Below are 11,918 nucleotides of genomic sequence, written 5' to 3' on the forward strand. Positions count from 1 at the left end.
TGCAAGGATCGTGCCAACAAAGTTGTATTAAGCGCTTTCACTGCATCTCAAGACGAATGATTTTCAAGTTTGAAACACATTCAAGCATAAAAATAAACCTGTATTAAAATGGGATTCCACTTAATACAGGTTTACCTGAAAAAATCGCTCATGGAAAACAGCTATAACTCTTCAGAAAAGATGGTCGCGATAAATATTTTTTCATCTTCGCTGATCGCGAGTCCAAGCTTTTCTTCGTAAGGCTTTAATGTTTTCTCTGTGATGTGAAGAACGTTTTGAAGCTGATCATTCATTTCTTCTTCCTCAGGAAAAGCGATCGGATTCTGTTTGATCACCCTTTCAAAAGCAAAAGCGGTATGCATGATGACTTTGATCAGCACCGCGTTGCTGAATGTGATGCGCAGTTCGTCTTGAACCGTCTGAAGCCACTCCAACAGCATGTCTATCATATGATAGGGATTCAAAAAGACAAGATATTTTTTCAGGCTGTCTTCGCACAGCTCCTTCACCACCACATTTTTACCGGATAATCCGCCGCTCGCAGGGACATTGCCGTTTCCAATCACTTGCTGAATCACTTTTTCTCCTTCGCCTTCAATCAATACTTCTAAAGGCACGTGCGGAGCATCGATTTTAGGATTCTTCGTGCCCACCGTGGCAAGGATCTCATACGCTTTTTCAATTTCTTTCATGCGGCTTGCTAATTTGATCGATGACACCGTCAAAATGCTGATTTGTTCATCTGATGTCCTGCTCACGATTGCTGTTAAGATCTCTTCGAGCTTTTTCGCCGTTCCGCCGCCTGTCGTGCAAATGGAGACGATCGCCTTCTTTTTGCCTGAGACCCGCGGTTTATCGGCCCATAAATCGATGAAATCCTTTGTAACCGAATCATAGATGGCGTGCAAATTCAAATTCAAATAATTCACCTTGCGGACAGCATCAAGCACCATCGATGTCGTAACATTGCTGATCGTTTTTATTTTTACGCCCGTTTGTTGTTCGAGCCTTGTTTCCAGCATCGCAAGCGATCCCATGTCGACAAGCATTAATACGCCTTCTCCTTCATCAACCTGCTTCACTTTCTCCGCCAGACTGCTTACGATTTCCGCAGGTGAAACGGTCAAAGGCATATCAACCGCAGCAATCGGGGTGCTCCCCAGCAGTTCAGTGGCTACTTCAACCATAGAGCTCGCCGTGCTGTTTCCATGGGCCGCCACGACAATGCCCGTCCTTTTGTTTTCTTTCCATGATTTAATCGACTGAATCAGCATCGTCAAGTAGATGACTTCGATTTCCGGAACGGTTACTTTAAAATACGCTTGAATTTTATCTTTGAAAATCAGTGCGACCTCATATTCTTTCACATGGGTTTCCCTGATTTCATCTGTTTCCTGCGGGTTTAAAACATCAATCTGTTTTCCGCGCTTTAAAAATGCGGCGATGTGCATGCTCAGGAAATAGATGAATTTACGGTCGAATTTGCAGTCTAACTCATGTTCAGCGACTTCCTTTAATTCTTTCGTCATCTGAATCACGTCGTCTTCAACGAATTTGAGCAAGCTGTGGTTTTGAAGCATTTTCTGATTAAAAAAGCTTCTGACGTGCAAATGAATATCCGTTAAAATATATTGATTGATTTGTTTTTTTGTTAAGCCTTCTTTATTCAGGATTTTCGCTTTTTCTTCTATGACATGGTATAAGTTAAATGAGTCATCGATTTTCGTTGTATCATCTTCCACAATCGGAGAGATGATCGTTGTAATGTTGACGTATTCAGAAATCATTTTGCTCCGTTCGATATTTTTGCTGCTGGACATCCAGTCCTGTTTGATCTCATCGGGAAGATCCCGGACGGTCAGTTCAACAACCTCGTCTTTGTCAAGGTTATTTAAAAATCCGTGCGCACAGACCAGCTGCACATTTGATTTCAGCTGCCCGACATTTCCGAATTTTGCAGAATGAATCAATGCATTATAGACGTCGATATGCACATTTAAGTTTTTTTTGATCCGCTCTGCTTCTTTCCCCAATAAAAACGTTGTCAGCTCCACTCTTTCTCCAAGGGACCGTTCATCGAGCGACGGAATATGTACGGTCATCGGAATTCTCCGTAAAAATGTCTTCAGCAATGCAGAACTCGGGTTTTCTGTTGTTGCGCAGATAAACAGGACTTTTGCCGTTCGCTTATGCTCTGTTTCACCAAGCCTGTTGTATGTGCCGCTGTCAATGAAATAAAACAGCATTTCCTGCCCCTCCGGCGGGAGACGATGAATTTCATCCATAAACAGAATGCCCCCGTCCGCCTGTTCGACTAATCCTGCTTTGTCTTCGCCGGCACCTGTAAACGACCCTTTTTTATGTCCGAACAATTGCGAGAGCAATAATTGAGGATTGTTATAATAATCGGCACAGTTGAATGTGATGAACGGGGAATCGGGCTTCAATATGTCCGAATAAACGGCGAACTGGTAGATCCGGTTCGCAAACAGCGATTTACCTGAACCCGTCGGACCGAGCAGCAGCATGTGCAAGCCGTGCGGAGGATAAAAGACAGCCGCTTTCGCCTGAGAGATTGCCTTTTTCAAGCTCCCTTTAGCCCCGATCATGAGCTCGAGGGGATCGGCGGACATGTTGCGCGCCGGCTTTTTTTGGCCGTCAGCCAGCCGCTTCAGTTCTTCAACCTCCATCAACTCTGAGTTCCATTTGATGTTCAAGATGTTTTCAACGATTTCCACCGGGACATAGCGCACAGGGAACGTTTTAATCTTGATCACCTTTTTGGCACGAACGAGATTGTTTAATTCAAAGCTGACATTTGAACGCTCCATTTGCAGCTGACCGGCGATTTCTTGAGCCGAATTCCCTTGTATCTTTAAAAGCTGATGGATATTCGTTTCGCGAAAATTATCCAGCAGCTGATGGTAGATTTTATCTATTCTTTTCATATGTATCATCCTTTGTTCTCGATTGATCAGCAAAAAGGCGGCAAACTTCTTGAAGATTCAGAACTTTAAAGCCGAATCACGGGATAAAAAAAAGATCTTTTACAGATTGACAATCCTGACTCTCCTACTTTTATATCGATTTGTTCGTGCTCTCATGACACAGTCTGGTGTTTTTGCTTCATCAGAATCCACAGAAACACCCCACCCAAAGTAGCAGCTTGTCAATAGTGTATCATTATTGAGAAAATATTGGTGAAAACATCCTGTATTTTTCTCTAAATGTAAATGTTTTGTGAAAGCTCTGCTGATCAACGTTCACTTCGATACTATGTTGGCCGAACGACCGGCTGCCTTAACTTTCACAAAAAAGGCCGTTGACGGTTCAACGGCCTCTATCTTTATGATTCATCTCCCTTTGAAAATAAACGATTCCTTTAAAAGTCTGCCTTCGCTCCCTTTTTCCGTCCAAATCAAGTCCACTTCCAATTCGGTCGCATTCTCTGCCAATAGCAAATTCCGGTGCTTGACAGGGCTTCCGTCATTTAAGCTTTTGGCTAAAGAGACCGCATTGTCGTGAGGAATATTCCAAAGCGAAAATTTCGTTGAAGAATTGGGTTCATTCCGATAGAGATAAATTTCCGCCGAAGCTACATCGTGTCCAATGTTTTTGATTTCGACAGCATAAGTATGAAAGCTACCTTTTTCCGGCTTCGCCATTCCGTTTTTTGCTTCGGCTTTACCGATTTGAACTTCCCATTGTTTTGAAGCCTGTTTAACCGGCAATTCTTCAAACGTCAGCGCTCTCGTTTCAATTGTCGGAACAATCATGCTGAACAGGCACAATGCACATATGAATAGCCGCATATTTTTCACTCCTCGATGGTCGATGTCCCTATATGTTTTTCCTTATTCATAAATCCTATGCATACCGACGTTTCACTCCTGCTTCCGGCAGGGTAATAAAAGGACTGGAGGGATCAAGCAATGCCGCAAAACCACAATGATCGATACGAACTCTTTTTCAAAAAAAGATACAAAGTTCTTCATACATTAAACGATTTTCTTATCGGTCTTTTATTCCTTGTCGGGAGCTTCTGTTTTTTCTTCGAGGAACTGAAGCCGGCGGGAATATGGATGTTTGTGATCGGCAGCTTTCAGCTGTTAATCAGGCCGACGATCCGTTTGGTTCATGATTTTCATTACCGGAAGTTTGTTGAGAGCCGGCGTTCCAAATCCCGTGAGTAAATTTAAACAGCAGGGAGAGATGGTAGGAGACCCGCTAAGAAGTGCATATAAAAAAGGCCGAATCCAATCGGCCTTTCCTCTGTCACATAAGCCACTCCTCACAATCGGCGGCAAGCCGTTCCAACTCGTTCATAAAAGCGCCGGCATGATAGCCGTCACACACTGCATGGTGTACTTGCAGGGAAACCGGCAAAAATGTTTCACCGCCTTCTGAAAAGTATTTCCCGTTTGTAATAATCGGCAGCAAGTGTTCGCTGTTATCTAGGTTTAAATTAAAGTTTGTAAAGCGCACCCATGGAATAGAAGAAACTGAAAACGCATTGGGCGGGATGTCCGGCTTAGCCCATAAGCCCTTTTTGTCTCCAAAGCGCTCGGCATCCTGAAGATATTGACGATAAAACCGCGAGAAATCATTTGAGTATTCTGTCCAGAGGGCGGAAAACGTTTGGTCGTCCTGATGAAAAATCGTATAGCACGGGTGCATTTGTTCCCAATATCCCAGCTGTCCTTTGTCGTTAAAAGTTGTTCTAAACTCAGGACGCGAATGAATGGCCCTTGATACGATATAAATAAAAACCGGGTACAGCTTGATCTTCTTTTTCTTGAGCACGGCAAGCAAATTGGTCACATTGACGTTTGTCGTTATACTGAAAGAACATTTCGCTTCCTTCATGTAATGGTCAAAATAAGATTTTCTATACCAAGTGTCGAGATCGATTGTTTGAAAATTCATGTTTTACCTCCTAAAATATAGCTTTTTTATTTTAGGAGGCCTGCTTCTCTGATTTCGGCAATATTCTCACCTCATCCTGTATTGCAAATGAATTGTAGCGCGTTTCGGAGACGCAGGCAACCGTCCCTCTTCTTCTTTGTCTTCTTGCTGTGCCATTCCCCGCCTCTCCACCTCCGGCTGTCATTTAGGTTATACTGACATAGATCGGGGTGAAGATATGAACAGCAAATCACGATTGACGCCTGAAAGGTGGCGGGCGATTACGGAAAACGATTCCGCCTATGACGGAGTTTTTTATTACGCGGTCAAAACGACCGGGATATTTTGCCGCCCTTCCTGCAAATCGAGAGTTCCGCAAATCGAAAATGTGCAAATCTTTTTCAATGCAAAAGATGCTTTATCAGAAGGGTACCGCCCCTGCAAACGCTGCAATCCGGCCGGGATGCTGCTGCCGGATGAAGAGCTGGCACAGCGGGCGGTGCAAATCATCGAGGAATCTTATCGCGATCCGCTGTCTCTGCAAGCTTTGGCTGACAGGTGCCATATCAGCCCTTTTCATCTGCAGCGGACGTTTAAACGAATCAAAGGCGTCTCGCCGGCAGAATACATCCTGCAGAAAAGGATTGAGAAAGCATTCGTTTTGCTTGCCCATTCTGAACGAACGATCGCAGAAATCGCCTCAATGGTAGGCATCGGGAATGCGGATTATTTTGCCGCTTTGTTTAAAAAGAAAACAGGGCAATCACCGACGTCATACCGGCAAATGAAACGGAGGTAAACATATGGAAGATCAAATCGTATACTGGCGTACGCTGACTTGCCGCCGCTCGCAGATTCACATTGCGGCGACTGCCCGCGGGCTCTGTTTTACAGGGGCATGGAATCAAGGATTCGGTGAGCTGGCCGCTTGGGCTGAAAAAAGGTACGCACAGCCAGTTTTCATTCGGGATGACAAAGGATTGGCAGAATACGCCGAGCAGATTCAGGCGTATTTAGATGGCAAGCGGACTCATTTCAGCTTTCCTGTCGACCTTGCCGGAACGCCTTTTCAGCTAGCCGTGTGGCAGGCGCTCTCCGAAATTCCTTTCGGCAGCACGCGTTCCTATTCCGATATCGCCGGGCGTATACAAAAGCGGAACGCTGTCCGGGCCGTAGGTACGGCGATCGGCGCAAATCCGCTGTTAATGGTAGTGCCGTGCCATCGGGTTATCGGCAAAAACGGACAGCTCACGGGATACCGGGGAGGATTGGAGATGAAAAAAGAACTGCTGATACTGGAGGCCGCAGGCGCCGCTGAACATCCTTTAACAACGGCATCCCGATCTCAAGCTTTCTCATCCGAGACAATGTGAAGGTCGATTCCGTCTGTATGCCTCATAATGCTGTTGACAATCGAGCCTTTTCTGATTTCTTCCCATCGCGATCGGGCGGATTGGCCGAGCACGATTTGTGTAATGCCGTGCTGTTTCGCTGTATCAGTGATCGTTTCAGAAATGCGCCTTTTGTTTGAGTGTTTAAAAATGAATTCGGCGCCGAATTGTGCACAGAGCGTCTCCCATTGCCCGATTTTATCCCGTTCTGTCGGGGCCAGCTGCTCCTTTGACGTGCGCGACACGTTTAAAACGAGCAGATCGGCCTTCAGCCGGCTTGCGATTCTCCATCCGCGCCGTATCAGTTTTTCGGCATTTTTTCCGTGCTGGACGCACACCAAAATCTTTTCATTCGTTCCCCTCGGCCGTCGGCTGCCGTTCGTCCGCTCCAGACGATCATCCACATCATCTGCAACTTCTCGCAAGGCGAGCTCTCTCAACGCAGCTAAATTATTTTTCGTAAAAAAATGGGTTAAAGCCTGTTGTATCTTATGTTTTTCATATACCTTTCCTTCCTGAAGCCGCTTTTGCAATGTTTCCGGAGTGACGTCAATCAAGATGACTTCATTCGCCAATTCCAACACGCGGTCCGGGATCCGTTCTCTTACTTTCACCCCGGTGACGTGTTGAACGATATCATGGACGCTTTCGATATGCTGGATATTGACGGCGGACAGCACGTTGATGCCTTCCTGTAAAATATCTTCAACGTCCATGTACCGCTTTTCATTTTTCGAACCTGGCACATTGGTGTGAGCCAGTTCATCGACAAGCACAAGGTCTGGCTTCCGGTTAATAATCGCATCGACATCCATTTCTCCCATCGTTATCCCTTTATATGAAATGTTTCGTTTTGGAATGACTTCTAAACCTTTGACGAGTGCGGCCGTGTCTTTTCGATGATGCGTTTCGACAAGGCCGATCACGGCATCGATCCCTTCCCGCTTTAAATCGTGCGCTTCCTGGAGCATCCGATACGTTTTTCCGACTCCCGGCGCAGAACCGATATAAATGGTCCAATGCCCTCTTTTCAGCTGTTCAATTTCGGCCAGCAGCTCTCCCGGCGTCTTCCTTCGATAATCACGGGTGTTTTTTGTCCGCATTGCAGCATCTCCGTTTTCTCATCAAGTTTGTTTTTCCCGGTGTCGTATGATCAGACACCGGGCAGCATTCTACTTCAGTTTTTCTTTTAAATCGATATTGAGAAGCAGCACGTTGACGCGCGGTTCACTTAAGAAGTCGCTTTTGGTATGCTGATGAACAAGCTGCACAAGCTCTTTCTCCGGCAGTCCTGTCAGACGGCTGATTCTCGGAATTTGCGCCATCGCCCCGTCGGGACTGATATCAGGGTCTAATCCCGAAGCGGAGTTCGTGACTAAATCGACCGGCAGTTTACTGATCGGAACATCAGGGTTTTCCTCCTTCCACTTTTCAATCGATGCTTTCATCCGTTTCAGCAAATCGGGATTTGACGGCGCTTCGTTTGGGGATCCAGATCCTGCGGCATCATACTTGATGCTGGATTCCCTTCCTTGAAAGAGCCGCGGGTCTCTAAACCGCTGGCCAATGAGTTCAGAGCCGATCACATTCCCCTGCCGGTCATACACAAGACTTCCATTTGACTTTCCAGGCATGGCGGCCTGTGAAATCCCTGTCAGCGCGAGCGGATATCCAAGCCCGCAAACCAGCATTAACAGCAGGCTGATTCTGAAGATTACTCCGATTTCTTTCATGACGATTCCTCCTTACAACATAATCTGAAGCAGCATATCGATCAGCTTGATTCCGATGAAAGGGACGATGACGCCGCCGAGGCCATAGATCAATAAATTGCGGGCCAGCAAAGCATTTGAGCTCATCGGTTTATAAGCAATTCCTTTCATGGCTAAAGGCACAAGAAGCGGGATGATCAGCGCGTTAAATATCAGCGCAGATAAGATTGCTGAAATCGGCGAACCAAGCCTCATGATGTTCAGCGCGTTCATCTCGGGAATCGCCAGCATAAACATCGCCGGGATGATGGCAAAATATTTGGCGATATCGTTTGCGATGCTGAACGTAGTCAAAGCGCCGCGCGTCATAAGCAGCTGCTTTCCGATCGAGACGACTTCAATGATTTTTGTCGGATTCGAATCAAGGTCCACCATATTCGCTGCTTCCTTGGCAGCTGTTGTGCCGCTGTTCATGGCAAGCCCGACATCAGCCTGCGCAAGTGCGGGCGCGTCATTGGTTCCGTCGCCCGTCATGGCGACAAGCTTTCCTTCAGATTGTTCGCGCTTGATCACATTAATCTTGTCTTCGGGCTTGCTTTCGGCAATAAAGTCATCAACGCCCGCTTCCCTTGCGATCGTAGCGGCCGTTAACGGATTGTCGCCTGTGCACATCACCGTTTTGATCCCCATTTTGCGAAGCTCGGCAAAGCGCTCTTTCATGCCCGGTTTAACGGTGTCTTTTAAATAGATCAAACCGAAGATTGTTCCGTCTGCCGCTACAGCCAGCGGTGTTCCGCCTTCTTTTGAAATCCGTTCGCTTTCCAGATCGAGATTCGAAGGTATCGTTCCGCCATTGTTGATCACCCACTTTTTCACGGCATCGACAGCGCCTTTGCGAATGTGCCTTCCGTCGGGCAGGTTCACGCCGCTCATTCTCGTTTCCGCCTTGAATTCAATCGGTTCTCCTGCTTCAGCAACGGACGAGTCATAATGAATCGAGAGTTTATCAGCGAGTTCGATGACTGAGCGTCCTTCCGGTGTTTCGTCATGGATGGAGCCAAGCGCCGCATATTCACCAACGGTTTGAAGCGATTCATCTCCGACAGGAACAAATTCCCCGGCCATCCGGTTTCCAAAAGTGATCGTCCCTGTTTTATCAAGAACAATCGTGTTAATGTCGCCCGCAGCCTCGACAGCTTTCCCCGACATCGCCAGAACGTTGAAGCGGGTCACGCGATCCATTCCCGCAATCCCGATGGCTGACAGGAGCCCGCCGATCGTCGTCGGTATAAGACAGACAAGCAGGGCAATCAAGACGGCGGGATCAATTTGAAAACCGAGATAGGACGTGAAAAACGGGAGTGTCGCAACAACGATCAGAAAAATCAGCGTTAAGCTCGTTAAAACCGTATTCAACGCGATTTCATTCGGCGTTTTTTGCCTTTCAGCCCCTTCGACTAAAGCGATCATCTGATCGAGGAACGTTTCACCCGGATCACTCGTGATCTTGACTTTAATCGAATCGCTGACGACCCGGGTGCCTCCCGTAACAGAGCTGAAATCACCGCCTGCTTCCTTTATGACCGGAGCAGACTCTCCCGTGATGGCCGATTCGTCTACTGATGCGAGACCCGCGATGACTTCACCGTCGCCAGGTATCATTTCTCCCTGGGAGACGATGACGATGTCCCCCTTTCTAAGCTCGGCAGACGCTACCTTCTCAATGCGGTCATCCATTACTTTATTGGCCGAAACCCCTTTTTTCGTCTGTTTTAAAGAATCGGCCTGCGCCTTTCCTCTTCCTTCAGCCAGCGCTTCGGCGAAATTCGCGAATAACACGGTGATCAGCAAAATGAAAGAAACCGCCGGATTGAACCAGGGAGCCGCCGTACTGCCGAAAAACCGGGGAAACACGGAAAGCAGAACCGTTATGAAAAATCCAACTTCTACGACAAACATAATCGGATTTTTGATCATAGTTCGCGGATCTAATTTTAAAAAGGCATGTTTGACCGCATCTTTGATGATCGTGTCGTTCATCGTTTGCTTTGTTGTGTGAACGGCATCCGGTGTGGCCTGTTGACTGGAATGATGCAAATCGTTCATGAGTAAAGCCCCCTTATCGTAATGTTAAATATTCTGCGGCCGGTCCCAACACAAGCACCGGAAAGAATGTTAAAGCCCCGACGATCAGGATCGAAGCGATAAAAATCCCGCTGAACAGGCTTGAATCGGTGCGAAATGTTCCGATTGTTTCCGGAACGGTTTGCTTTTTCAAAAGTGACCCCGCAACTGCGAGCAGTGTGACAATTGAGAAATAACGGCCGATAAACATCACAATTCCCGTTGTTATATTCCAAAAAGGCGACGCGTCTCCGAGCCCTTCAAATCCTGAACCGTTATTCGCGGCTGAAGACGTATATTCGTATAAAATCTGGCTGATCCCGTGAAATCCGGGATTTGAAATTGCAGCCTGACCCGCTTGCGTCATGACGGCAAGCGCTGACGCCCCTAAGATTAACAAAGGATGAATCAGCAGAGTAACGGCTAAAAGCTTCATTTCATTTCCTTCAATTTTTTTGCCTAAAAACTCAGGCGTTCTTCCGACCATTAAGCCCGACAGAAAAACCGCAACCATCGCGTATAGAAGCATGTTCATCAATCCGGCGCCTATTCCGCCAAACACCGTGTTCAGCATCATATTAAGCAATGCCAAAAGACCCGTTAGTGGCGTGAGCGTGTCGTGCATCGTATTGACAGCTCCTGTCTCGCTCGCGGTGGTAACCATCGCATAAAAAGCTGAATTCAATGTTCCAAAACGCACTTCCTTACCTTCCATGCTGCCTTCTGTGTGCTCGATTCCGAGCTGATTGATGACGGGATTGCCTTGCGATTCCGCCATGAAAGCTGCCCCGGCTGAAAGCAAAAACAAAAGACCTGCGGATACAAAAAGAATGCGGCCTTGCTTCAGATTCCCAACCATTTTCCCATACGTAAACGGCAGTGAGATGGTAATCAAGAGCATTAATAAAATTTGTATCGCATTGCTCCATCCATTCGGATTTTCAAATGGATGAGAAGAGTTGACGCCAAAATACCCCCCGCCGTTGTTCCCCAGCTCTTTGATGGATAAAAAGGACGCCACCGGCCCCCGAACAATGGACTGCTCACCTCCGCTCACCGTATGGGCTGTCACGGAACCGTCAAGCGTCTGCGGTACGCCTAGGGCGACGAAAACAAGCGACACCACAACTGTGATCGGCAGTAAAATCCGCGTGATCGAACGGACCAAATCGACAAAAAAGTTGCCGAACGGTTTCCCGGCGAGCCCCCGAATCATCGCAACCGCGGCTGCCAGCGCCGTAGCGGGAGCGGCAAACATTAAAAAGGTGATCGCAATCATCTGCGAAAGCATGGACAGACCGCTTTCGCCGCTGTAATGCTGCAAATTTGTATTCGTCATAAAACTGACTGCCGTATTAAAAGCCAGTGTGGGTTCCATTCCCGCGACCTTTTCAGGATTTAAAGGCAGTACACCCTGCAGACGAAAAACGAGATAAACGATGAAAATCATCGCCGTATTCGTGAGTACCAGCGCGGCGGCGTATTTCTTCCACGATTGGTTTTCTCCTTTTACTCCGCCCAGCTCAAGCAGCAAGCGTTCCGCCGGAAGGAAAAACCGGTCGATTTTGGACGGGGCGCCGTCAAATACCTTCGCTATGTAAAGCCCCATTGGTTTGGCTGCCAGCAATGCGGCAAGCAGGATAAAACAGATGGATATGAGCGACGTCATTTCAATACCCCCAATTTGTGTACAATTAAAATTTCTCAGGATTCAATAAAGCATAAGTCAAATAGACAAACATGGCGGCTGCTCCCGCTGCCAATAGCGCCATGGCAATCACTCCTT

At 47.1% G+C, this 11,918-nt stretch carries 11 protein-coding genes; 3 read left to right on the forward strand and 8 right to left on the reverse strand.

Going from position 1 to position 11,918, the window contains the following annotated elements:
* Positions 1–161: 161 nt before the first annotated feature.
* Positions 162–2,948, reverse strand: a complete 2,787-nt coding sequence (locus M1D67_RS14850; RefSeq protein ID WP_025811079.1) for a sigma-54-dependent transcriptional regulator — start codon at positions 2,946–2,948, stop codon at positions 162–164.
* A gap of 405 nt (positions 2,949–3,353) precedes the next feature.
* Positions 3,354–3,812 (reverse strand): hypothetical protein, encoded by a 459-nt coding sequence (locus M1D67_RS14855; protein WP_020452358.1) that lies wholly within the window; start codon positions 3,810–3,812, stop codon positions 3,354–3,356.
* 120 nt (positions 3,813–3,932) lie between these two features.
* Here M1D67_RS14855 and M1D67_RS14860 point away from each other — a divergent pair, with 120 nt between their 5' ends.
* On the forward strand, positions 3,933–4,193 hold the full coding sequence (locus tag M1D67_RS14860; protein ID WP_023855347.1) for a YrhK family protein: 261 nt from the start codon (positions 3,933–3,935) through the stop codon (positions 4,191–4,193).
* Between the two features lie 82 nt (positions 4,194–4,275).
* Here the strand turns inward: M1D67_RS14860 and catA are convergent, their stop codons facing one another.
* Positions 4,276–4,926 (reverse strand): type A chloramphenicol O-acetyltransferase, encoded by a 651-nt coding sequence (catA, locus tag M1D67_RS14865; protein ID WP_020452359.1) that lies wholly within the window; start codon positions 4,924–4,926, stop codon positions 4,276–4,278.
* 217 nt (positions 4,927–5,143) lie between these two features.
* Between catA and M1D67_RS14870 the strand changes: the two genes are divergently transcribed.
* Both M1D67_RS14870 and M1D67_RS14875 read left to right on the forward strand, forming a co-directional pair.
* Positions 5,144–5,704 carry a bifunctional transcriptional activator/DNA repair enzyme AdaA gene (locus tag M1D67_RS14870; protein ID WP_020452360.1) on the forward strand — a complete coding sequence of 187 codons (561 nt, stop codon included), beginning with the start codon at positions 5,144–5,146 and terminating at the stop codon, positions 5,702–5,704.
* 4 nt (positions 5,705–5,708) lie between these two features.
* Positions 5,709–6,278, forward strand: coding sequence for a methylated-DNA--[protein]-cysteine S-methyltransferase (locus M1D67_RS14875; protein ID WP_065644208.1), 570 nt, complete (start codon positions 5,709–5,711; stop codon positions 6,276–6,278).
* Here M1D67_RS14875 and kdpDN read toward each other — a convergent pair.
* The 5 genes from kdpDN to kdpF form a co-directional block, all read right to left on the reverse strand.
* The gene (gene kdpDN, locus M1D67_RS14880; RefSeq protein WP_149169213.1) at positions 6,251–7,399 is read right to left on the reverse strand and encodes a KdpD-like non-kinase potassium sensor; all 1,149 of its coding nucleotides are present in this window, start codon (positions 7,397–7,399) and stop codon (positions 6,251–6,253) included. The genes M1D67_RS14875 and kdpDN overlap by 28 nt on opposite strands.
* A gap of 69 nt (positions 7,400–7,468) precedes the next feature.
* Positions 7,469–8,029, reverse strand: a complete 561-nt coding sequence (gene kdpC / locus M1D67_RS14885) for a potassium-transporting ATPase subunit KdpC (RefSeq protein WP_020452363.1) — start codon at positions 8,027–8,029, stop codon at positions 7,469–7,471.
* A gap of 12 nt (positions 8,030–8,041) precedes the next feature.
* Positions 8,042–10,048 carry a potassium-transporting ATPase subunit KdpB gene (kdpB, locus tag M1D67_RS14890; protein ID WP_023855353.1) on the reverse strand — a complete coding sequence of 669 codons (2,007 nt, stop codon included), beginning with the start codon at positions 10,046–10,048 and terminating at the stop codon, positions 8,042–8,044.
* Between the two features lie 79 nt (positions 10,049–10,127).
* Positions 10,128–11,801 (reverse strand): potassium-transporting ATPase subunit KdpA, encoded by a 1,674-nt coding sequence (gene kdpA / locus M1D67_RS14895; RefSeq protein ID WP_020452365.1) that lies wholly within the window; start codon positions 11,799–11,801, stop codon positions 10,128–10,130.
* A gap of 25 nt (positions 11,802–11,826) precedes the next feature.
* A complete protein-coding gene (gene kdpF / locus M1D67_RS14900; protein ID WP_075213487.1) occupies positions 11,827–11,904 on the reverse strand; it encodes a K(+)-transporting ATPase subunit F in 78 nt (25 codons plus the stop codon).
* Between the last annotated feature and the right edge of the window lie 14 nt (positions 11,905–11,918).

Source organism: Bacillus sp. PK6-025, from assembly GCF_056530265.1.

Excerpts from the sequence above, each read along its gene's own strand:
- kdpC (WP_020452363.1), bottom strand. The coding sequence starts at position 8,029 with ATGAAAGAAATCGGAGTAATCTTCAGAATCAGCCTGCTGTTAATGCTG.
- M1D67_RS14870 (WP_020452360.1), top strand. The coding sequence starts at position 5,144 with ATGAACAGCAAATCACGATTGACGCCTGAAAGGTGGCGGGCGATTACG.
- kdpB (WP_023855353.1), bottom strand. The coding sequence starts at position 10,048 with ATGAACGACACGATCATCAAAGATGCGGTCAAACATGCCTTTTTAAAA.
- kdpDN (WP_149169213.1), bottom strand. The coding sequence starts at position 7,399 with ATGCGGACAAAAAACACCCGTGATTATCGAAGGAAGACGCCGGGAGAG.
- M1D67_RS14855 (WP_020452358.1), bottom strand. The coding sequence starts at position 3,812 with ATGCGGCTATTCATATGTGCATTGTGCCTGTTCAGCATGATTGTTCCG.
- M1D67_RS14875 (WP_065644208.1), top strand. The coding sequence starts at position 5,709 with ATGGAAGATCAAATCGTATACTGGCGTACGCTGACTTGCCGCCGCTCG.
- catA (WP_020452359.1), bottom strand. The coding sequence starts at position 4,926 with ATGAATTTTCAAACAATCGATCTCGACACTTGGTATAGAAAATCTTAT.
- kdpF (WP_075213487.1), bottom strand. The coding sequence starts at position 11,904 with ATGGCGCTATTGGCAGCGGGAGCAGCCGCCATGTTTGTCTATTTGACT.
- kdpA (WP_020452365.1), bottom strand. The coding sequence starts at position 11,801 with ATGACGTCGCTCATATCCATCTGTTTTATCCTGCTTGCCGCATTGCTG.
- M1D67_RS14850 (WP_025811079.1), bottom strand. The coding sequence starts at position 2,948 with ATGAAAAGAATAGATAAAATCTACCATCAGCTGCTGGATAATTTTCGC.
- M1D67_RS14860 (WP_023855347.1), top strand. The coding sequence starts at position 3,933 with ATGCCGCAAAACCACAATGATCGATACGAACTCTTTTTCAAAAAAAGA.